Origin of the sequence: Polynucleobacter sp. JS-Safj-400b-B2 (assembly GCF_018881975.1) — a bacterium.
GTDB lineage: Bacteria > Pseudomonadota > Gammaproteobacteria > Burkholderiales > Burkholderiaceae > Polynucleobacter.
The window spans coordinates 89192-111212 of sequence record NZ_JACVPJ010000007.1 but is presented as its reverse complement, the minus strand read 5'-3'; the positions used below and the strand labels follow the sequence as shown (position 1 = coordinate 111212).

General features: G+C 45.4%; 23 protein-coding genes and 1 tRNA gene. 19 read left to right on the top strand and 5 right to left on the bottom strand.

Annotation, left to right across the window (positions count from 1 at the left end):
• Nucleotides 1–6: 6 nt before the first annotated feature.
• The 4 genes from ICN48_RS09275 to ICN48_RS09260 all read right to left on the bottom strand — a co-directional run bounded on the left by ICN48_RS09275 (nucleotide 7) and on the right by ICN48_RS09260 (nucleotide 2220).
• A complete protein-coding gene (locus ICN48_RS09275) occupies nucleotides 7–543 on the bottom strand; it encodes an RDD family protein (protein WP_216153409.1) in 537 nt (178 codons plus the stop codon).
• 8 nt (nucleotides 544–551) lie between these two features.
• Nucleotides 552–1112 (bottom strand): DUF3106 domain-containing protein, encoded by a 561-nt coding sequence (locus ICN48_RS09270; RefSeq protein WP_255539520.1) that lies wholly within the window; start codon nucleotides 1110–1112, stop codon nucleotides 552–554.
• 83 nt (nucleotides 1113–1195) lie between these two features.
• A complete protein-coding gene (locus ICN48_RS09265; protein ID WP_216153407.1) occupies nucleotides 1196–1654 on the bottom strand; it encodes a DUF3619 family protein in 459 nt (152 codons plus the stop codon).
• Nucleotides 1651–2220, bottom strand: coding sequence for an RNA polymerase sigma factor (locus ICN48_RS09260; RefSeq protein ID WP_216153406.1), 570 nt, complete (start codon nucleotides 2218–2220; stop codon nucleotides 1651–1653). The genes ICN48_RS09265 and ICN48_RS09260 overlap by 4 nt, the downstream gene beginning before the upstream one ends.
• A gap of 193 nt (nucleotides 2221–2413) precedes the next feature.
• Here ICN48_RS09260 and ICN48_RS09255 point away from each other — a divergent pair, with 193 nt between their 5' ends.
• The 6 genes from ICN48_RS09255 (at nucleotide 2414) to ICN48_RS09230 (ending at nucleotide 9143) form a co-directional block, all read left to right on the top strand.
• Entirely contained in the window at nucleotides 2414–4201 is a 1788-nt protein-coding gene (locus tag ICN48_RS09255; protein ID WP_216153405.1) for an acetolactate synthase 3 catalytic subunit, read from the top strand.
• The gene (ilvN, locus tag ICN48_RS09250) at nucleotides 4201–4692 is read left to right on the top strand and encodes an acetolactate synthase small subunit (protein ID WP_216153404.1); all 492 of its coding nucleotides are present in this window, start codon (nucleotides 4201–4203) and stop codon (nucleotides 4690–4692) included. Before ICN48_RS09255 ends, ilvN begins: the two co-directional genes overlap by 1 nt.
• 51 nt (nucleotides 4693–4743) lie before the next feature.
• Nucleotides 4744–5760: a ketol-acid reductoisomerase gene (ilvC, locus tag ICN48_RS09245; protein WP_046329933.1), complete on the top strand. Its 1017-nt coding sequence runs from the start codon at nucleotides 4744–4746 to the stop codon at nucleotides 5758–5760.
• 60 nt (nucleotides 5761–5820) lie between these two features.
• Entirely contained in the window at nucleotides 5821–6468 is a 648-nt protein-coding gene (locus ICN48_RS09240) for a phosphatidylserine decarboxylase (protein WP_216153403.1), read from the top strand.
• A gap of 115 nt (nucleotides 6469–6583) precedes the next feature.
• Nucleotides 6584–7357: a CDP-diacylglycerol--serine O-phosphatidyltransferase gene (pssA, locus tag ICN48_RS09235; RefSeq protein ID WP_370624196.1), complete on the top strand. Its 774-nt coding sequence runs from the start codon at nucleotides 6584–6586 to the stop codon at nucleotides 7355–7357.
• 238 nt (nucleotides 7358–7595) lie between these two features.
• Complete coding sequence (locus ICN48_RS09230) at nucleotides 7596–9143, top strand: 2-isopropylmalate synthase (protein WP_216153401.1); 1548 nt, start codon at nucleotides 7596–7598, stop codon at nucleotides 9141–9143.
• A gap of 29 nt (nucleotides 9144–9172) precedes the next feature.
• On the opposite strand, the gene ICN48_RS09225 is transcribed toward ICN48_RS09230, so the two are convergent.
• Nucleotides 9173–9766, bottom strand: a complete 594-nt coding sequence (locus ICN48_RS09225) for a YSC84-related protein (protein WP_216153400.1) — start codon at nucleotides 9764–9766, stop codon at nucleotides 9173–9175.
• A gap of 218 nt (nucleotides 9767–9984) precedes the next feature.
• Between ICN48_RS09225 and rpsO the strand changes: the two genes are divergently transcribed.
• The 13 genes from rpsO to nuoG all read left to right on the top strand — a co-directional run bounded on the left by rpsO (nucleotide 9985) and on the right by nuoG (nucleotide 22018).
• Nucleotides 9985–10254, top strand: coding sequence for a 30S ribosomal protein S15 (gene rpsO, locus ICN48_RS09220; RefSeq protein WP_216153399.1), 270 nt, complete (start codon nucleotides 9985–9987; stop codon nucleotides 10252–10254).
• 268 nt (nucleotides 10255–10522) lie between these two features.
• Entirely contained in the window at nucleotides 10523–12691 is a 2169-nt protein-coding gene (gene pnp / locus ICN48_RS09215) for a polyribonucleotide nucleotidyltransferase (protein ID WP_216153398.1), read from the top strand.
• Nucleotides 12692–12715: 24 nt separating this feature from the next.
• On the top strand, nucleotides 12716–13714 hold the full coding sequence (locus tag ICN48_RS09210) for an NAD(P)H-quinone oxidoreductase (RefSeq protein ID WP_216153397.1): 999 nt from the start codon (nucleotides 12716–12718) through the stop codon (nucleotides 13712–13714).
• A gap of 18 nt (nucleotides 13715–13732) precedes the next feature.
• Nucleotides 13733–14491, top strand: a complete 759-nt coding sequence (gene tpiA, locus ICN48_RS09205; protein ID WP_216153396.1) for a triose-phosphate isomerase — start codon at nucleotides 13733–13735, stop codon at nucleotides 14489–14491.
• A gap of 22 nt (nucleotides 14492–14513) precedes the next feature.
• Nucleotides 14514–14858 carry a preprotein translocase subunit SecG gene (secG, locus tag ICN48_RS09200; protein WP_216153395.1) on the top strand — a complete coding sequence of 115 codons (345 nt, stop codon included), beginning with the start codon at nucleotides 14514–14516 and terminating at the stop codon, nucleotides 14856–14858.
• Nucleotides 14859–14944: 86 nt separating this feature from the next.
• A tRNA-Leu gene (locus tag ICN48_RS09195) sits at nucleotides 14945–15029 on the top strand.
• A gap of 108 nt (nucleotides 15030–15137) precedes the next feature.
• Nucleotides 15138–15497, top strand: coding sequence for an NADH-quinone oxidoreductase subunit A (locus tag ICN48_RS09190; RefSeq protein WP_215358987.1), 360 nt, complete (start codon nucleotides 15138–15140; stop codon nucleotides 15495–15497).
• Nucleotides 15498–15502: 5 nt separating this feature from the next.
• Nucleotides 15503–15985: an NADH-quinone oxidoreductase subunit B family protein gene (locus tag ICN48_RS09185; protein WP_011902891.1), complete on the top strand. Its 483-nt coding sequence runs from the start codon at nucleotides 15503–15505 to the stop codon at nucleotides 15983–15985.
• 3 nt (nucleotides 15986–15988) lie between these two features.
• Nucleotides 15989–16588 carry an NADH-quinone oxidoreductase subunit C gene (locus ICN48_RS09180; protein ID WP_216153394.1) on the top strand — a complete coding sequence of 200 codons (600 nt, stop codon included), beginning with the start codon at nucleotides 15989–15991 and terminating at the stop codon, nucleotides 16586–16588.
• Between the two features lie 3 nt (nucleotides 16589–16591).
• Complete coding sequence (locus ICN48_RS09175; protein WP_216153393.1) at nucleotides 16592–17845, top strand: NADH-quinone oxidoreductase subunit D; 1254 nt, start codon at nucleotides 16592–16594, stop codon at nucleotides 17843–17845.
• A 23-nt stretch (nucleotides 17846–17868) separates the two neighbouring features.
• Entirely contained in the window at nucleotides 17869–18375 is a 507-nt protein-coding gene (gene nuoE / locus ICN48_RS09170) for an NADH-quinone oxidoreductase subunit NuoE (protein ID WP_216153392.1), read from the top strand.
• Nucleotides 18372–19670, top strand: coding sequence for an NADH-quinone oxidoreductase subunit NuoF (gene nuoF, locus ICN48_RS09165; RefSeq protein ID WP_216153391.1), 1299 nt, complete (start codon nucleotides 18372–18374; stop codon nucleotides 19668–19670). The genes nuoE and nuoF overlap by 4 nt, the downstream gene beginning before the upstream one ends.
• A 32-nt stretch (nucleotides 19671–19702) precedes the next feature.
• A complete protein-coding gene (gene nuoG / locus ICN48_RS09160) occupies nucleotides 19703–22018 on the top strand; it encodes an NADH-quinone oxidoreductase subunit NuoG (protein WP_216153390.1) in 2316 nt (771 codons plus the stop codon).
• The last annotated feature ends 3 nt before the right edge of the window (nucleotides 22019–22021 follow it).

The following is a 22021-nucleotide window of genomic DNA, read 5'->3' as shown; positions in this document are numbered from 1 at the left end:
ACCGTATTAGGTTAGTTTCACACGATTTTTTGGTAGCTCAACTAAGCGAGTTCCAGCAAAACGATCTGGAAGACTTTGTCGGTGCAAAATATTCTGACGATCTAAATAAGTGCTTAAGGGCCAAATTAGCAAGGCGATAGTGAAAAGCATTTCAATAATTTGCCACTTCTCAAGATGAAAAGCCCATTGCAGTAGAACGCAAGGAATCAGCCAGAGAGAACCGTAAACGTAACGCCAAAAAGCTTGTCGTTTCGATAAGTTATTGCCACCTTGTCCAATAAGGCGAACGCGCCAAGTTTGCATGGCGAGTGTTTGACCTGATTTGGTCCAGTACCAGACAAAATAGATCCCCAGGACGGCGTAGAGATATATAAAAGTAAGCCAACTTGGTAATGAGATACCAAATAGAATTCCGAGACCAAGATTGGGAAGCAAGAAGGTAAAGGCAATGACGCCGAGCAACACTAATTGTTCATAGAGGCAGCATGACACTCGTCGCCAAAATTGTGGCGAAGGCAATGCGTCTAGTTCAGCAGGCGTCATGGGACTGCTTAATTAGAGGATGGGTTGTTTGTTGGGATAGTTTCCGAGCTAGATCCAGAGCTTTCTGCTGGTGCAGGTATGCTTGGGGCTAAGACGGTAGCTGGCAGAGCGACTTTGGATGAAATAGCATGCTGCTGAAGTGTTGGGGCGTTAGCTGCAGTAGGTTTTTTCTTTAGCTCAGATTCGGCTAACTTCTTCTTTTGTTCGTCGCTCAGTTTTTGGTAGGCATACCAAGCCTCTGCTTTTTTCTCGGCAGGAAATTTGAGACTTGTGAGGTAATTTTCACGAGCAATACGGCGATCTTTCTGCGAGAGATTTGACCAGCTCGCCATGCGAGACTGAAGGCGCTCTTGATCTTGAGTGCTCATCTTCGGATAGATAGTGGCAACCTGAATCCATTTTTTGCGACTATCCGGAAGCATGTAATCCCAATCGCTTTCCAGTGGAGCAAGAATTTGTTGTTGGGTTGGTTTAAGGCCTTCCCAGGTGCCGTCAGGTTTCTTCTCCGGAATGGCAGCGGCTTTTCCATGGGGAGCGCTTGGAGATGACTGTGCATGTGCTATGTGCATTTGTGTTACGCAAACGAGCGCAAACAGCACTAGACTGCATGCTTTGCGCGTTGTATTTGTTAATGACATCAAGCGCGTGAGAATTATTTACTTTGAATGGAATCAGACGCGCTATCGGATTCGGAAAGAGGGCCATTTTTAAGGAAAGCCATAAATCCGCTATCGGCGTAAGCGTCAGGAGGCACGTCATCAGACAGTAAAGCTGCATCAACTTCTGCAATGTCATTGATGCGTGAGTCATCTTGCCATTGGGCAATACCAATCAGGCCAAAAACCAGAACCATTAAAGGCGCAATCCAGCCTACTGTGTCCCAAATTCCATTGGAGCCTGAAGTCCAGTTGCGAGCAGATCCCGCCAAAACCTGCTTCTGAATGCGAACTTTTTCAGGTTTTCTGACAGAAAGTGCCTTCATGCGGGCTGCATACAGGCGATCCTTAATATTCTTTGGAATGCTCTGTGTACCTTGACGAAGCAGGGCAGCGCTAGCCTGGCCAAACTGGTCGACTTGGGTCTGGGTAAATTGGTCATCAAAGTGTTTCACAGCGTAATTCCTTTTAATTTCAATGCTTTAGCTAAAGTTTGAGTGGCTCTAGAACAATGGGTTTTGACGCTACCTTCACTGCAACTCATTGCCTTGGCCGTCTCAGTAATGCTTAGCTCATCCCAATAACGCATCAGGAAGGCTTCTCGTTGACGTACAGGTAATTTAGATATTTCTGACTCCAGAGCCTGTAAAAGCTGACTCTTTTCGAGCTTAAAAGCCCCATCTTGGTGAATTTCACTGTCATCCGGGGCTGAAAGCGACTCTAGGGGGTCAAAATCATCACTTTCATCACTCTTTTTGCCCATATTGGAAAAGAGGGTGACCCAGGTATTTCGGACTTTTTGTCTTCTAAACCAGTCATGAATGCGATTTTGTAAAATTCTGGTGAAAACTAGTGGGAGTTCTGTAGCAGGTCTATCCCCATATTTTTCAGCCAATTTAATCATGGCATCTTGAACAATATCTAACGCGGCATCATCGTCACGGACGGCGTACACCGCCTGCTTAAAAGCGCGCTGCTCGACACTACTCAGAAAGTCAGAAAGTTCTTGGGCTGATGCCATGCAATGGATTAGACCTGAATCTGTAAGAATTGCTCCATTTTAGGTGATTGCTATAGAATATAGGGCTTACTACCTAGAATCTCATTCAAGAAGTGGTTTTTTCCGGTAGCAGCGCCGTTCGAACTCAGGCCATAAGCAGGAGATAGAACAGACCAATCAATTTTTTGCCGAAAATTGCAAAGGACGAAAGAAAATGAATACAAGCAGCGCCGAATTCTTAGCTTCTAAAGCTAACAAAGACTCAACAAATACAAACAATGATGCAGCACCTCCAGAAATGATTGGTGCTGAAATGCTCGTGCATGCACTGCACAAAGAGGGTGTTGAATTTGTCTGGGGTTACCCAGGTGGGTCCGTTCTCTTTATCTACGATGAAATTTTTAAACAAGATAAGTTTGAACATATCTTGGTGCGCCATGAGCAAGCAGCAGTTCATGCTGCCGATGGTTATGCTCGTGCAACCGGTAAAGTTGGCGTTGCATTAGTTACCTCAGGTCCAGGTGTTACCAATGCTGTTACTGGTATCGCGACTGCGTATACCGACTCCATTCCTTTGGTGATCATTAGCGGTAACGTCCCAACATACGCTATTGGTGAAGATGCATTCCAAGAAGCTGATACCGTTGGTATCACTCGCCCAGTGGTAAAGCATAACTTTCTGGTTAAGGATGTTAAAGATCTTCCTTTGGTGCTGAAGAAAGCTTTCCATATTGCGCAAACAGGTCGACCAGGCCCTGTGTTGATTGACATCCCCAAGGATGTATCAGCGGCTAAAGGCCCATTTGTTTATCCAGAAACCCTGGAGATGCGTTCTTACAACCCTGTTGTTAAGGGCCATGGTGGTCAGATTCGTAAGGCTGTCGCTTTACTGCAAGAGGCAGAGCGCCCATACATCTATACCGGTGGTGGTGTGATTTTGTCTGATGCAGCTCCAGAGCTTAAAGAGTTTGCCGATTTACTCGGGTATCCCGTTACCAACACTTTGATGGGTTTGGGTGGATTTCCTGGAACAAGCCCTCAGTTCTTAGGCATGCTTGGTATGCACGGAACCTATGAAGCCAATATGGCGATGCAACACAGCGATGTATTAATTGCGATTGGTGCTCGTTTTGATGACCGCGTGATTGGCAATACTTCGCACTTTGCAAGTCACCCGCGCAAGATTATTCATATCGACATTGATCCTTCTGTAATTTCAAAGCGTGTGAAGGTGGATGTTCCAATTGTTGGCAATCTCAAAGAAGTATTGGTAGAGATGACTGCCCAATTGAAAGCTGCTGGCCCACGCAAGAATGGCGATAAAGTTGCCGCTTGGTGGGATCAAATTAATGAGTGGCGTAAAAAAGATTGCCTGAAGTACGACGAAGCCTCGCAAATTGTGAAGCCACAGTATGTGGTTCAAAAATTGTGGGAGCTCACTGGCGGGGATGCATTCATTACATCTGACGTAGGTCAGCATCAAATGTGGGCCGCCCAGTTTTACAAGTTTGATCAGCCACGTCGTTGGATCAACTCTGGTGGTCTAGGCACTATGGGCGTAGGTTTGCCTTATGCCATGGGTATCAAGAAGGCTTTTCCAGATAAGGACGTATTTGCGATTACCGGTGAAGGCTCCATACAGATGTGTATTCAGGAACTTTCTACCTGTAAGCAATACAACACCCCAGTAAAAATCGTGTCCTTGAACAATCGTTACTTAGGTATGGTTCGTCAATGGCAAGAGCTTACCTATAACAAACGCTACTCCAGCTCATATATGGATTCCTTACCTGACTTTGTGAAGTTGGCTGAAGCTTATGGCCACGTTGGTATGCGTATTGAAAAGAAATCGGATGTTGAGGGTGCGCTCAAAGAGGCGATTCGTCTTAAAGATCGCACAGTGTTTATGGATTTCCAGACTGACCCAGAAGAAAACGTTTGGCCTATGGTTCAAGCAGGTAAGGGTATTACTGAAATGCTTTTGGGTAGCGAGGATCTCTAATGCGACATATTATTTCTGTACTCATTGAGAATGAGCCGGGAGCTTTATCACGTGTTGTGGGATTATTTTCAGCACGCGGTTACAACATTGATACTTTGAGTGTTGCACCTACGGAAGATCCGTCCCTTTCTCGTATGACCATTGTGACCTTTGGTTCTGATGACGTCATTGAGCAAATTACTAAACACTTAAACCGTTTGGTTGAGGTGGTAAAAGTATTTGATTTAAGCGAAGGCCCTCATATTGAGCGCGAGCTCATGATGATTAAGGTGCGCGCGGTAGGTAAAGAACGCGAAGAGCTCAAACGTACTACTGATATCTTCCGCGGTCGCATCATTGATGTGACTGACAAGAGTTACACCATTGAGTTAACAGGTGATGGTGCCAAGTTGGACGCCTTTATTGATTCGATCGACCGTACATCGATTCTGGAAACTGTCCGTTCGGGCGGCTCTGGAATTGGTCGTGGCGAACGTATTCTCAAGGTTTAATTTTATTAACTGATTACTGCATTAATTACATTTTCAATACAAGGAAAGAGCATGAAAGTTTTTTACGATAAAGACGCTGATTTGTCCCTCATTAAGGGCAAGAAAGTCACCATCATTGGTTATGGTTCACAAGGTCACGCACACGCATTGAATCTGAAAGATTCAGGCTGTAACGTTACTGTTGGTTTGCGTAAAGATGGCGCTTCCTGGAGTAAGGCTGCAAATGCTGGCTTGACAGTCAAAGAAGTTGGCGAAGCAGTAAAGGATGCTGACGTTGTCATGATGTTGTTGCCTGACGAGCAAATTGCTGATGTTTACAGCAAAGAAGTTCACGGCAACATCAAGCAGGGAGCTGCATTGGCTTTTGCTCATGGCTTTAACGTTCACTACGGTCAAGTTCAGCCACGCGCTGACTTAGACGTCATCATGATCGCCCCTAAGGCTCCTGGCCATACGGTGCGCGGTACATACGCTCAAGGTGGCGGTGTTCCTCATTTGATCGCTGTTTATCAAGATAAATCGGGTTCTGCTCGTGATGTTGCATTGTCATACGCAACAGCCAACGGTGGCGGTCGTGCCGGCATCATTGAAACAAACTTCCGTGAAGAAACTGAAACGGACTTGTTCGGTGAGCAAGCTGTTCTTTGTGGTGGTGCAGTTGAATTGATCAAAGCTGGTTTTGAAACGTTGGTTGAAGCTGGTTATGCTCCTGAAATGGCTTATTTCGAGTGCTTGCATGAACTTAAGCTGATCGTTGATTTGATCTACGAAGGTGGTATTGCCAACATGAATTATTCCATCTCTAATAATGCTGAGTACGGTGAGTATGTCACTGGCCCACGTGTTGTTACAGAAGACACTAAGAATGCAATGCGCCAATGCTTGAAAGATATTCAAACTGGTGAGTACGCTAAGAGCTTCATCTTGGAAAATAAAGCAGGCGCGCCTACTTTGATTTCTCGTCGTCGTTTGAATGCTGAGCATGACATTGAAGTTGTTGGCGCTAAGTTGCGCGCCATGATGCCTTGGATTGCGAAGAATAAGTTAGTGGATCAAACCAAGAACTAAGTAATCACATAGAAGTAAGCATCAAATTAATAGCAGTTCATTAAAAGGCTCAGAACGAAGATGATGTATCCACACCCCATTATTGCGAAAGAAGGCTGGCCGTATTTAGCGTTATTGGGGGCGTTGACTTTGCTGGTTCACTTCTTAGGTGGCATTGCATGGTCATGGCCTCTATGGATCATTTTTATCTTTGTTCTGCAGTTTTTCCGCGACCCACAGCGTATTGCTGCTATGGGTCGAGATCTTGTTTTATCCCCAGCCGATGGTCGCATTGTTGTGGTTGAAAAAACCAACGATCCTTATGCTGGACGTGAAGCGCTCAAAATTAGCGTATTCATGAATGTCTTTAATGTCCACTCTAACCGTAGCGCAGTAAATGGTTTAGTAAAGGAAATCCAGTATTTCCCTGGCAAATTTGTTAATGCTGATTTAGATAAGGCATCAACCGAAAACGAGCGTAATGCCGTTGTGATTGATGCTAATGGCCAAATAGTTACTTTGGTACAAGTCGCCGGCTTGATTGCGCGACGCATTCTTTGCTATATCCACGTTGGTGATCGCCTTAAAGCTGGTGAGCGTTATGGGTTTATTCGCTTTGGATCACGTGTTGACGTGTATTTGCCCTTAACTGCAGAGCCATTGGTTTCTGTTGGTGATAAAGTATTTGCAACAAATACAGCTTTGGCGCGTTTGCCTGGCTTGGATTGATTCGAATCTTTTACCGGGATACGCTTTGAGTACATTTCGCCGTCGTGGTCGTATTGATCGTAGCCGTCTTTCTTCTCGTTCTACTTTATCAAGCGAGCGGCAGTGGGCGGAGGAATTGGGCGATGGGGTTGATTACGAAGCAGAGGAGCTGCATCCTCAAAAGTCCCGCTTACGAAGCAAGGGCATTTACCTTTTGCCTAACGCATTTACAACTGCGGCTTTATTCAGTGGATTTTTTGCCATCGTTAATGCGATGAATCACCATTTTGAAATTGCAGCGATTGCTATCTTTGCTTCTTTGGTGCTTGACGGGATGGACGGTCGTATTGCGCGCATGACCAATACTCAGAGTGCTTTTGGTGAGCAATATGATTCACTCGCTGACATGGTTTCCTTTGGCGTTGCGCCTGCTTTAGTGGCGTATGAATGGGCCTTAAAGGATTTGGGCAAATGGGGCTGGCTAGCGGCTTTTACTTACTGCGCCGGTGCGGCGTTGCGTTTAGCCCGCTTCAATGTCAATACTAGCGTTGTCGACAAGAAGTTTTTTCAAGGTCTACCTAGCCCAGCTGCAGGTGCATTAATGGCTGGGTTTATCTGGTTGGCAGACGACAACAAGATTCCAGTGCGTGATACGGCCATCCCTTGGATCACCTTCTTTATTGCGGTTTATGCAGGCCTTACGATGGTTTCCAATGCCCGTTTTTATAGTGGCAAGGCCCTAGATGTTCGCTATCGCGTTCCATTTGGAGTCATGGTGTTGATGATCCTGACCTTTGTTTTGATCTCTTCTAATCCGCCCTTAACCTTATTTGGTTTATTCGTCGTGTACTCCATCTCCGGCTATGTCATTTGGGCCTGGGAGCGACTCAGCGGCAAGCGTTTTAGCTAATTCCACAATTTTGGGGTATAGTAATTCTATGATTATGAATTTCTCTTTATCCAACCTTCCTAGCGGGAAACTGCTTCTAGCACTAAGCCTAAAGCTTGGGGCGGGTAAGGCCTGAGTTAATGAGATAAAGAAAATTCATTAGCCAACACATACCAGCCCCAGCAAATTGCTGGGGTTTTTGTTTTATCAGATCGAATAAATTAATTAGTAAAGAAGTATTCAAAACCGGAGAGTAGTGATGAGCGACAAAGTAATCATTTTTGACACCACCTTACGTGATGGCGAGCAATCCCCTGGTGCATCGATGACCAAGGATGAAAAGGTTCGTATTGCCCGTCAATTGGAGCGCCTCAAGGTAGATGTGATTGAAGCGGGTTTTGCTGCTAGCTCCGAGGGGGACTTTCAAGCCATCTCTGCAGTAGCTTCTGCGGTCAAGGACTCCATTGTTTGTTCATTGGCTAGAGCAAATGACAAGGACATCACACGCGCTGCCGATGCTTTGAAGACAGCCAATGCGAAGCGTATTCATGCGTTTTTGGCTACGAGCCCATTGCATATGGCTGTGAAGTTACGCATGTCGCCAGAAGAAGTATTAGAGCAGGCTAAGCGCTCGATTCGTTTTGCACGAAACTTGGCATCAGATATTGAGTTCTCTGCAGAGGATGGTTACCGCTCAGAGATGGATTTTTTGTGCAGAGTAGTTGAGGCTGTTATTAATGAAGGTGCCACTACGATCAATATTCCAGATACAGTTGGGTATGCCACTCCAGAGTTATATGGCGAGTTCATTAAAACTTTGCGTACCCGTGTACCTAACTCCGATAAAGCTATCTGGTCAGTGCATTGTCATAACGACTTGGGTATGGCCGTTGCAAATTCTTTGGCTGGTGTCAAGATCGGTGGAGCACGTCAAATTGAGTGCACGATTAATGGCTTAGGTGAGCGTGCGGGCAATACTGCATTAGAAGAAATTGTGATGGCATTGCGTACACGTAAAGATTACTTTGACATGGTTTGCGGTATTGATGCGACTCAAATCGTGCCTGCGTCTAAATTGGTTTCTCAGATCACTGGCTTTGTAGTGCAGCCGAATAAAGCTGTGGTGGGTGCCAATGCATTTGCTCATACCTCTGGTATTCACCAAGACGGTATTTTGAAGAACCGTGATACCTATGAAATCATGCGTGCAGAAGATGTAGGCTGGTCTGCTAATAAGATTGTTTTGGGGAAATTATCCGGTCGCAATGCATTTAAACAGCGTTTGCAAGAGTTGGGTATTACCGTTGAAGCTGAGGCTGATTTGAATGAGGCATTTACCCGTTTTAAAACATTAGCAGATCAAAAGTCTGAGATTTTTGATGAAGATATTATCGCCATCATGTCTGATTCAGCCGCGGCTGAAGAGGGTGAGCACTACAAATTTATTTCATTAAGTCAGCATTCAGAAACTGGCGAACGCCCTAAATCACGCGTGACATTCCGCATGGGTGATAAAGAGATTAGCTCTGAAGCCGAAGGTAATGGCCCAGTAGATGCGAGTTTGAATGCGATCGAGGAAGTTGCAAAGAGTGGTGCGGAGCAGTTGCTCTATTCAGTAAATGCAATTACTTCAGGAACGCAATCTCAAGGAGAGGTTACTGTGCGCTTGGCAAAAGGTGGGCGTATCGTCAATGGCGTGGGTACTGATCCAGACATTATTGCCGCTTCTGCAAAAGCGTATTTATCTGCTTTGAATAAATTGCACGACCCGAGCCAAGCAAAGATCAATGCACAGATGACCCCTTAATCATTGGATCATCTGTAGCGATTGATGTTTTACTTATTTAAATCAGTATTCTTATAGTACTTCGTGCCCTTGCCGGTAATTTCAGCGGCAAGGCCGGAGTCGGTCAGTTGATACATCAACACGCCCGGAGAAACCACAGTCGCATCTTGTAATGCGCCGCCATCTTTGTCATATTTGGCTGCAGCAGTAACTTGTCCGCCAAAAGTCCAGCCTGAATTAATAAAGTCGTTCATGGCTGCTTCGGTTTGAAAAACGAAAATATTTTGGAAGGACTTAATCCCTAGCCCGAGTCCAGCCTGTACTTCAGCCATATTCATGTATACCGGCTTTCTGTCCTTGGCCATCACTACACCACTACCTGTGCCGCCGCCTGCGATCAGAATTTTCATACCAAAATTACTAAAAGTCGCATAGCCCACGGATTTTTCAATTAATTCCCTGGCTTTAGGCTGCGCTTCGTAAAGCTGCTTCAGTGTGGTCTGGTTCTTGGCTAAAACAGCCTGTCGTTGTTCGGCAATGGTTTTTTCTGGGCCAAAAAGGGAGCCAAACTGTGCATAAGCAGGTTGTAACAGGCCAAATCCGATGCAAAGAATGGCGATAGTGGAGCGATAAATGAGGCGCATAATATGTAAGTCTTTGTTTTTAAAGGGATTATAGTAAATATGTGTTAGATTTCGATGATACAGGATGTCCAATCAAGCTTACGAATACATCAACCGGCGCTGGCTCTGCTACAATTCGAGGGCTTTGATTTGTAAAGCTTTTTTTGTTTTATTTTGTTAATCATGCACGACACGAATTGGGTGAAAGCTCAAGTGTTCGCAAGTAAGGAGTATTAAAAATGGCAGTTGCTCATATTAAAACGGCGGAAATCGTCAAAGAAAACGCGCGCAGCGCAAACGATACGGGTAGCCCTGAAGTTCAAGTTTCATTGCTTACAGCCCGCATCAATGAATTAACCCCCCATTTCAAGGCTAACGCTAAAGATCATCACAGCCGTCGTGGTTTGTTGAAGATGGTTTCACGTCGCCGTCGCCTCTTGGATTACCTCAAAGGCAAAGATTTGGACCGCTATCGCGCATTGATCGAGAAATTAGGTCTCCGTAAGTAATTCTTATCGGTATGCAATGCCATCTATCTTAGGGTTGTTTCTTCGCGGAATCAGTCTTAAGCAGATGGCATGTTTTTTGGGCGTTTCAAGATTATTTGTGTAGGGGATTGTGTCATTCCAATGAGCTTCTGAAGCTTGATTCAGAGCCTCCCTGGAATGGCATCCCTTGTGATCTTAAATCGCTCCAGTGTTGTCGTGACACTGCTTTATCCCACGACAAGCGTAACTCTCATGTGAGTGTTGCGTGAACAATTTGGAGAAGATCAGAATGACTATGTTTAAAAAAGCAGTAAAGAGTTTTCAATGGGGCAATCATCAGGTAACTATGGAAACAGGCGAGATCGCTCGTCAATCTGGTGGCGCCGTTATCGTTAACGTCGATGACACAGTAGTAATGGGTACAGTAGTTGCCTCTAAGTCTGCAAAGCCAGGCCAATCCTTCTTCCCATTGACTGTTGATTACTTAGAAAAAACTTACGCAGCAGGTAAGATTCCCGGTGGCTTCTTCCGTCGTGAAGGTCGCCCATCAGAAGGTGAGACATTGATCTCCCGCTTGATCGATCGTCCATTGCGCCCACTGTTCCCAGAAGGCTTCTTGAACGAAGTTCAAGTAGTGGTTCACGTGTTGTCTATCAACCCTGATGTTCCTTCTGATATTCCTGCTTTGATCGCTGCCTCTGCAGCATTGGCTATCTCAGGCATTCCATTTGCTGGTCCAGTTGGCGCAGCACGTGTTGGTTACGCTAACGGTCAATATTTATTGAACCCAACTCGCACAGAGCAAGCTACAAGTGAACTGGATTTAATCGTTGCCGGTACACAAGCAGCTGTGTTGATGGTTGAATCTGAAGCGAATCAACTTTCTGAAGAAATTATGTTGGGAGCAGTTGTATACGGTCACGACCAAATGCAAACCGCGATTAACGCAATTAACGAATTGGTTTCTGAAGCTGGCAAGCCAGAGTGGGATTGGACTGCTGCTCCTAAAGATGAGCCATTTATCGCCAAGGTTACTGCTTTGGCTGAAGCGCCATTGCGCGAGGCTTATCAGATTCGTCAAAAAGGGGCTCGTTCAGACAAGCTCAAAGAAATTACTAAAGAAGTGGTTGCTAAGTTACAAGAAGAGGGTGATGTTGATGCAGTTGCCGTAAACGATATCTTGTTTGAAATCGAAGCGAAGATTGTTCGTAGCCAGATTTTGAACGGCGAGCCACGTATAGATGGTCGCGATACACGTACTGTTCGCCCAATCGAAATTCGTAACGGCGTATTGCCACGTACACACGGTTCTGCATTGTTTACCCGTGGTGAAACACAAGCTCTTGTTGTAGCTACCTTAGGAACTGCACGTGACGAGCAAATTATTGATGCGCTCGAAGGTGAGTACCGCGATCGTTTCATGTTCCACTACAACATGCCTCCGTTCGCTACTGGCGAAACTGGCCGTGTAGGTAGCCCAAAGCGTCGTGAAATTGGTCACGGTCGTTTGGCTAAGCGCGCATTGATTCCAGTCTTGCCAAGCGCAGAAGATTTTGCATACAGCATTCGTGTTGTTTCAGAGATTACTGAGTCCAACGGTTCATCTTCAATGGCTTCTGTTTGCGGCGGCTGTTTAGCTATGATGGATGCTGGCGTTCCTGTTAAGGCTCACGTTGCTGGTGTTGCAATGGGCTTGATTCTTGACGGCAATCGTTTTGCTGTGTTGACAGATATCTTGGGTGATGAAGATCACTTAGGTGATATGGACTTTAAAGTAGCAGGTACTGCTAACGGTATCACTGCGCTTCAGATGGATATTAAGGTTCAAGGTATTACAAAAGAAATTATGCAAGTTGCTTTAGCGCAAGCTAAAGAAGGTCGTTTGCACATTTTGAGCAAGATGCAAGAAGCAATGGGTTCAGTTCGTACAGAATTGTCTGCTCATGCTCCACGTATGGTTTCTTTCAAGATTCATCCAGACAAGATTCGTGAAGTCATCGGTAAGGGCGGCGCAACTATTCAAGCCTTGACTAAAGAAACAGGTTGCAGCATCGATATTAAAGACGACGGTACCGTAACTATCGCTTCTACAAGCGCTGAAGGCATGGCTGAAGCAAAATCACGTATCGAAGGCATTACTGCTGAAGCTGAAGTAGGTAAGATCTACGAAGGTCCAGTTGTGAAGTTGCTCGAATTCGGCGCTTTAGTAAACATTCTTCCTGGTAAAGATGGCCTCTTACATATCTCTGAGATTTCTAATGAGCGCGTTAAAGAAGTTAAAGACTATTTGGCAGAAGGCCAAGTGGTTCGCGTGAAATTGTTGGCTGCTGATGAGCGTGGTCGTTTACGTTTGTCATTGAAAGCTGCGATGGCTGATGAAGGTGGCACGATTGAGCCTTTAGCGGGTGCTTCTGAGGTCGTTGCAGAAGCAGCTCCAGCATCTGGCGAGTCTGCTTAACTAGCGTAGCGAGCAGGAGTATTTATGCGCGTCATTGAAATCAAAGAATTTGGTGCCCCAGAAATGCTGGTGCCGGCCACTCGTCCCGATCCAGTGGCTCCTGCTGCTGGGTCTGGCGAAATTTTGATTAAGGTTTTAGCTGCGGGAATTAATCGACCTGACGTTTTGCAACGTAAGGGACATTACCCGGTTCCAGCTGGCGCATCGGATATTCCCGGTCTGGAAGTTGCTGGAGAAATCGTCGGTGGAGATTTGACCCATGCTGACAATGTATTTGGTTTAAAGGTAGGCGATAAAATCTGCGCATTGGTTCAAGGTGGTGGTTACGCTGATTTGTGTACCGCCCCTGTTGCGCAGTGTTTGCCATATCCAAAAGGATTTACTGATCAAGAAGCTGCAGCCTTGCCTGAAACTTTCTACACTGTATGGAGTAATGTATTCATGCGCGGCCAGTTGGCTGAAGGCGAAATATTATTGGTTCAAGGTGGCTCTAGTGGTATCGGCGTTACTGCGATCTTGATCGCTAAAGCCCTAGGTCATAAAGTATTTGTCACTGCTGGTACGGATGAAAAATGTGCCGCATGCGTGGCATTAGGTGCTGATCTCGCCATTAATTATAAGACGCAAGATTTTGTCGAAGAGGTGAAGAAGGTTACTGATGGCAAAGGCGTTAACGTCATTCTGGATATGGTGACTGGCGCTTATGTACAAAAAGAAATTGACTGTCTCGCTGATGATGGTCGTATTGTGATTATTGCAATTCAGGGTGGATCAAAAGCAGAGGTAAGCACTAATCAGATTTTGCGTCGTCGCTTAACGATTACCGGCTCTACATTACGTCCACGCCCAGTGTCATTCAAAAAGCAAATTACAAAACAGCTTTTTGAAAATGTTTGGCCTTTACTCAATGCAGGCAAATTAAAGCCAGTGATCTATAAAACGTTTTCGCTAGATCAGGCAGCAGATGCTCATGCATTGATGGAGTCATCTGAGCACGTTGGCAAAATTGTTTTAACTGTTTAGAAATATTCATAACCCCCTATGCGACCACTCATCGTTATCGGCAACTGGAAAATGAATGGCAGTCTTGTAAGCAATCAAGACTGGATCAAAACCGTTGCTCGTGGCATGGAGAGTGGAATGCCATCAGGACGTAAATATGCGGTATGTCCTCCTTTTCCGTATTTGTCTCAATGTGCACAGTTAATTAAAGAGCATTCATTGGCCTTTTTGAATCTGGGTGCCCAAGATGCTTCAGCCTATAGTTCAGGTGCCTATACTGGTGAAGTTTCGGCATCCATGCTCAAAGAGCTCGGATGTATATATGTCATCGTTGGTCACTCTGAGCGCCGTCAAATGCATCAAGAGGTGGATGAATCTGTTGCTGCTAAAGCCCTGCAGGTGTTAGACAATGGCATGACTCCGGTAATTTGCGTGGGCGAGACTGCTGATGAAAGAAATTCAGGCAGGGCGGAAGAGATTGTTTGTGCTCAGATTGCAAAGCAAGTCGGGGTATTGCAAGATCGTCTTGCGGACTGCTTAATTGCCTATGAGCCTGTTTGGGCCATCGGTACTGGTAAAGTTGCCAGCGCCCAAGTTGCGCAAGATATGCATCGTGCTATTCGCCTTCAATTGGCTGAATTTAATGAGGATGTAGCTTCTCACGTTGGAATTTTGTATGGTGGCAGTGTCAAGCCTGACAATGCTCTTGAATTGTTTGCGATGCCTGATATTGATGGTGGATTAGTTGGGGGTGCCTCATTAAATCCTCAAGATTTCCTAGCCATTTGTCAGGCATAGATTTTTTATTTGGAGATGAGCTGTGGAATGGTTTAAGACTTTATTGATCGTGTTACAGGTAATTTCAGCTTTGGCTGTCATTCTTTTGGTCCTTTTGCAGCAGGGTAAAGGTGCCGATATGGGCGCAGCCTTTGGCTCTGGATCTTCTGGAAGCCTATTTGGTGCCAGTGGTTCTGCAAACTTCCTGTCACACGCAACTGCCGTATTTGCTGCTGTTTTCTTCATTTGTACTTTAAGTATTACCTGGATTGGCAATAAGAAGGAAGTGAGTCCTGGCGCCCTCTCCGGCACGGTGGCTCCTGTAGTAGCCCCGGCCGCTCCAGTAGCCCCAGTTCAGGACCCAAGCAAGCCAGCAGTTCCCAAGTAAAAAAGTAGGCTTTTACGCATAAAGCTACCTCAAAAGGGAGGTAGTGTAGTTGTGCAATGCAGTAGAATTGAGTGGTTTTGCAAGATGCCGACGTGGTGAAATTGGTAGACACGCTATCTTGAGGGGGTAGTGGCTTAGGCTGTGCGAGTTCGAGTCTCGCCGTCGGCACCAGTAAAGAAGTATTGATATATTTTTTGCTCTAAATCAATGCTTTGTGTAGTGGAACAATGAATAATTTGCTTATTATAGGATTTACCAGACAAACGAATCAGGGCTATTTTGAATCTCGCTAATTACTTTCCTGTTCTGCTTTTTATCCTCGTAGGCATTGGGGTGGGATTAGTCCCCATGTTCCTCGGAAAAATTTTGGCTCCTTCAAAGCCTGACGCAGAAAAACTCTCTCCTTATGAGTGCGGTTTTGAAGCTTTCGAAGATGCACGTATGAAGTTCGACGTGCGTTACTACTTAGTTGCTATTCTCTTCATCCTGTTTGATCTTGAAACTGCATTCCTATTTCCATGGGGTGTTGCGTTGCGTGATATTGGATGGCTTGGCTACGCCTCTATGGTGATTTTTCTCTTGGAATTCATCGTTGGCTTTGTATATATCTGGAAAAAGGGCGCTCTCGACTGGGAGTGATAGATATGGCATTAGAAGGCGTACTTAAAGAAGGTTTTGTGACCACTACTGCGGATCAGTTGATTAACTGGACGCGTAATGGCTCCTTATGGCCCATGACCTTTGGTCTGGCTTGTTGTGCCGTGGAGATGATGCATGCGGGCGCTTCCCGTTATGACTTAGACCGATTTGGCGTGGTTTTTCGTCCATCGCCACGTCAATCCGATTTGATGATCGTTGCAGGCACTTTGTGCAACAAAATGGCACCAGCATTACGCAAGGTTTATGACCAAATGCCTGAGCCACGCTGGGTAATTTCTATGGGTTCCTGCGCTAATGGCGGTGGCTATTACCATAACTCTTATTCAGTAGTGCGCGGTTGCGACCGCATTGTTCCAGTAGATATTTATGTGCCTGGTTGCCCTCCAACAGCAGAAGCATTGATCTACGGAATCATTCAGTTGCAATCTAAGATCGCTCGCACCAGCACGATTGCGCGAAAGGCTTAAGCTATGTCAGATCGTTTAAATCAGTTAGCCGCCAACTTAGAAAAAGTTTTAGGTAAGCGCGCGAAATCAATTGAAATTGCATTGGGTGAAGTGACTGTTGTTGTGAATGCAGACACGTATTTGGAATCAGCTTTGTTGTTGCGTGATGATCCATCGCTCGCATTTGAACAATTAATAGATTTATGCGGTGTTGATTACCAAGATTTTCGTGATAGCGCATGGAGCGGTCAACGCTTCGGGGTTGTAAGCCACTTATTATCTTTGCAGCACAATTGGCGTTTGCGTGTACGCGTATTTGCACCTGATGATAGTTACCCATTAGTTGCTTCGATTACTCCAGTGTGGAATTCCGCTAACTGGTTTGAGCGTGAAGCATTTGACCTCTACGGCATCTTGTTTGATGGTCATGATGACTTGCGACGCATTCTGACCGACTACGGCTTTATCGGTCATCCATTCAGAAAAGATTTCCCAATCAGCGGCAACGTCGAGATGCGTTATGACCCAGAGTTGAAACGTGTTGTCTATCAGCCTGTCACGATTGAGGCTCGAGAAATTACTCCACGCATTGTTCGTGAAGAGCAGTACGGAGGTCCGGTTTAAGTCATGGCACAAATTAAGAATTACACACTCAACTTTGGTCCTCAGCATCCTGCTGCACATGGCGTATTACGTTTAGTGCTTGAGCTTGATGGTGAAGTGATTCAGCGTGCTGATCCTCACATCGGCTTATTGCATCGCGCTACTGAGAAATTGGCTGAGACACGTACTTGGATTCAGAACGTTCCTTACATGGATCGTTTGGATTATGTATCTATGATGTCCAATGAACATGCTTACGTCATGGCCATTGAGAAGTTGTTACAAGTTGATGTTCCGCTGCGCGCTCAATACATCCGTGTGATGTATGACGAGCTCACTCGTTTGCTAAATCACTTGCTTTGGATTGGTTGTCATGGTCTAGACGTTGGTGCGATGGCTGTCTTCTTGTATGCATTCCGTGATCGTGAAGATATCTTTGATATGTATGAGGCGGTATCTGGTGCACGTATGCATGCTGCTTACTATCGACCTGGTGGCGTATATCGTGACTTGCCTGATCAAATGGCTCAGTACACCAAGAACAAGATTCGTAGTACATCTGCCATTAAACGTTTGAATGAAAACCGTAGCGGCACATTATTGGACTTCATTGAGCAATTTACTAATGGCTTTGATGCCAACGTGGATGAGTATTGCAACCTCTTAACTGATAACCGTATTTGGAAGCAACGATTGGTGAATATCGGTATCGTGACTCCAGAGCGTGCATTGCAGCTCGGCTTCACCGGTCCGATGCTACGTGGTTCAGGCATTGAATGGGATTTGCGCAAGAAGCAGCCATATGAAGTCTATGATCGTTTAGATTTTGATATCCCAGTTGGCGTTAATGGCGATTCTTATGATCGTTATTTAGTACGCATGGAAGAGATGCGTCAATCGAATCGCATCATTAAGCAGTGCGTAGCTTGGTTAAAAGCAAATCCAGGTCCAGTGATGAGCGACAACCATAAGGTTTCTCCGCCCAAGCGTGTCGATATGAAAACCAATATGGAAGAATTGATTCACCATTTCAAATTATTTACTGAAGGCATTCACGTTCCAGATGGTGAGGCTTACTCAGCCGTTGAGCATCCTAAAGGTGAATTTGGTATTTACTTGATTTCTGATGGGGCAAATAAACCATATCGCATGAAGATTCGTGCTCCAGGATTTGTACACCTTTCAGCAATGGATGAGATGTCACGCGGCCATATGTTGGCTGATGCGGTAACCATTATTGGTACCCAAGATATTGTATTCGGGGAGATTGACCGCTAATTGAGCGTGCCAAGGAATATTTAATGACTACGACTCTGCAACTATCCGATAAAACCCTAGCCGATATTCATCACAATATCGCTAAGTATCCTGCTGAGCATAAGCAATCCGCTGTGATGGCTTGTTTGATTGCTGCTCAAACTGAGGTGGGTTGGATTTCTCCTGAAGTGATTGAAACGGTTGCCCAGATTTTAGAAATGCCAAGCATCGCTGTTGATGAAGTGGCTACTTTCTACAACATGTACAACACCAAGAAAATTGGTAAATACAAATTGGTAATTTGCACTAATTTGCCATGCCAATTAACCCATGGTGAAACTGCAGCAACATACCTCAAAGAGACCTTAGGTATTGGCTACAACGAAACTACCCCATGCGGAACTTTTACCTTGAAAGAGGGTGAGTGCATGGGTGCCTGTGGTGATTCACCTGTCATGTTGGTGAATGACAAGCGCATGTGCAGCTTTATGAGCAAAGAGAAGATTGATGCTTTGTTAACTGAATTACGTGCAGAAGGGAAAGCAGCATGACCAGCTTGCACGATCGTCATATCAAGCCTTTAATCCTTGCTGGATTAAATGGCGATAACTGGCGTTTAAAAGATTACGAAAGTCGTGGTGGCTATCAACAACTACGTCGTTTAATTAACGACAAAGTAGCTCCTGATTCCATCATTGCTGAATTAAAAGCTTCATCATTACGTGGTCGTGGTGGTGCAGGCTTCCCAACCGGTTTGAAGTGGAGCTTTATGCCACGTCAATTCCCGGGACAAAAATATTTAGTTTGCAACAGTGACGAAGGTGAGCCAGGCACATTTAAAGACCGCGACATCATGCGCTATAACCCACATGCTTTGATTGAGGGCATGATTATTGGTGCTTACACCATGGGTATCACTACTGGCTACAACTACATCCACGGTGAAATCTGGGAAGTGTATTCACGCTTCGAAGAGGCTTTGGAAGAAGCGCGTGCTGCAGGTTACTTGGGCGACAAAATTCTAGGCAGTGATTTCTCATTCCAACTGCATGCATCCCCAGGTTGGGGTGCTTATATTTGTGGCGAAGAGACTGCATTGCTTGAGTCCTTAGAGGGCAAAAAAGGTCAACCGCGCTTCAAGCCACCTTTCCCTGCAAGCTTTGGTTTGTATGGCAAGCCAACAACCATCAATAACACTGAAACATTTGCTGCTGTGCCATTTATTTTGGCCATTGGCGGACCAGCCTATTTAGAGCTTGGAAAACCCAATAATGGTGGAACCAAAATTTTCTCTGTATCGGGTGACGTAGTTCATCCGGGCAACTATGAAATTCCGTTGGGCACTCCATTTGCAGAGCTCATAAAGCTTGCTGGCGGTATGCGTGATGGCAAGGCTTTGAAGGCCGTGATTCCTGGAGGTTCTTCTGCGCCAGTTGTTCCTGGTGCGCAGATGATGGACCTGACTATGGATTACGACAGTATTGCTAAGGCTGGCTCTATGTTGGGTTCTGGTGCAGTGATTGTGATGAATGAAACACGTTGTATGGTTCGCGCCTTAGAGCGCTTGTCTTACTTCTACCACGAAGAATCATGTGGCCAATGCACCCCATGTCGTGAAGGTACCGGTTGGTTATGGCGCATTGTTCACCGCATTGAACATGGTGAAGGGCGACCAGAAGATTTGGATTTGCTAAACGACGTTGCTGCCAATATTCAAGGTCGTACGATTTGCGCTTTAGGTGATGCAGCAGCAATGCCAGTTCGTGGCATGTTGAAGCATTACATGGATGAATTTGCGTATCACGTAGAACATAAGCGCTGCTTAGATTCTGCAAAACCTTTATAAAGATTTAGAGCACGGGATATCTAAAAGTGAGCATGGTAGAAATCGAATTAGATGGTAAGACAGTAGAAGTTCCGCAAGGTTCGATGGTGATGCACGCCGCGAATAAGCTCGGTACCTACGTCCCTCACTTCTGCTATCACAAGAAGTTATCGATTGCTGCTAACTGCCGCATGTGTCTTGTTGAAGTTGAAAAAGCACCTAAACCCTTACCTGCTTGTGCTACCCCTGTGACCCAAGGCATGAAGGTATTTACGCATTCTGCTAAAGCGGTAGAAGCTCAGCGTTCTGTCATGGAATTCTTACTCATTAACCATCCATTAGATTGTCCAATTTGCGATCAGGGTGGCGAGTGTCAGTTACAAGACTTAGCAGTTGGTTATGGCAAGTCTAATTCACGCTATGACGAAGAGAAGCGTGTTGTATTCCATAAAAACGTTGGCCCATTGATCTCCATGCAAGAGATGACCCGTTGCATTCATTGCACACGTTGCGTTCGTTTTGGTCAAGAAGTTGCTGGCGTTATGGAGCTGGGTATGGTCAACCGAGGTGAGCATTCAGAAATCACTACCTTTGTTGGTCAGACGGTAGATTCAGAGTTGTCTGGAAACATGATTGATTTGTGTCCAGTTGGCGCATTGACTAGCAAGCCATTCCGTTATGCAGCTCGTACTTGGGAATTAGGCCGCAAGCGTTCAGTTAGTCCGCACGATAGCTTAGGTGCGAATACTACAGTTCAGACTAAAGCTAATAAAGTCATGCGTGTAGTTGCTCTAGAAAACGAAGCCATTAATGAATGCTGGATTAGTGATCGTGATCGCTTCTCTTACGAGGGTTTAAATAGTGCTGATCGTGTAACCACACCGATGGTGAAGCAGGGTGGCCAGTGGTTAGAAACGGATTGGCAGTCAGCTTTGGATTATGTTGCCCATTCTCTGAAAACAATTTCAGCTGAAAGTGGCCCAGAGTCCATTGGCGCATTAGCTCACCCAATATCTTCCACAGAAGAATTGCATCTCTTGCAAAAGATGGTCCGCGGTTTGGGTTCTAAGCAGATTGAAACGCGTTTGCGCCAGACGGATGTGAATGCTGCTGCAACTGCGCCTTGGTTGGGGATGCCAATTGCAAAGATTAATGAATTGGATCGCGTATTAGTTATTGGTAGTTTCTTACGTAAAGATCAGCCTCTATTGGCTGCTCGTATTCGCACTGCCAACAAACGTGCCTTGCAAGTATTGCGTATCGATGCAGGTGGCGATGACTGGTTGATTCCAAGTAGCGGTATTTCTGCAGCTCCAAGCGCATGGTTGAATGCATTGAGTGAAGTTGCGCTTGCTGTTGCAAAAGCAAAATCGGTAACGGCACCAGTAGGTATATTTAATTTACCTATTTCTCCAGGGGCGCAGAAGATTGCTGATAGCTTGCTTTCCGGCGACTCTAAAGCTGTATTGCTTGGTTCTGCTGCTATTGCACACCACCATGCTTCAGACTTGCATATCATGGCGCAATTTATTGCTGAACAGACTAGTGCTACTTTAGGCTTCTTGCCTGTTGGCGGCAATGCAGTTGGCGCATCTTTAGTGAATGCTAACGGCCTAGGTATTGAGTCAGTCTTATCTGGCGATCGTCGCGCAGTGATTTTGATGAATATCGAGCCAGATTCAGATTTGCCTAACCCAGCAGCTGCTCGTGCAGCATTGGCAAAGGCTAATACCGTTATTGCATTGAGTGCTTATAAGAGTCCTGATTTAATGGATGTTGCTGACGTCATTCTGCCAATCTCTACATTCTCAGAAACAGTCTCTACCTTCGTTAATTTAGAAGGCAGAGTTCAGACGGTTCAACCTTCAGTCAAGCCTTTAGGTGATTCACGTCCAGCATGGAAAGTTTTGCGTGTAATAGGTGGTCTCTTAGGTTTGGACGGTTTCATGTTTAATGCTCCTGAGGAAGTGCTGGGGGAAGCATTGGATGATGGTTATTGCAATCGCTTAAATAACAAAGCTACAAGCTCTTCGATTGCAAATGGAAATCTAGCGCCTTTCAATGGTCTCGAGCGTTTGACTGATGTCAATATCTATGCAGGCGACCAAATCGTACGTCGTTCATCAGCACTGCAATTAACTCGTGATGCTAAGCGCGGCAATCAGGTCGGTTTGAGTAAAAATATATTTGCTGAGTTGGGTCTTAAAGAGGGTGATGCTGTTCGAGTTACTCAAGGAGCTCAATCCGTTGATATGCCGGCAACATTAGAAGTAAATCTATCGCCAAGTGCTGTCAGAATCTCTGCTGGAACTATGGCTAGTGCGAAATTGGGATCGATGTTTGGTCCAGTAACTATTAGTAAGGCATAAGGT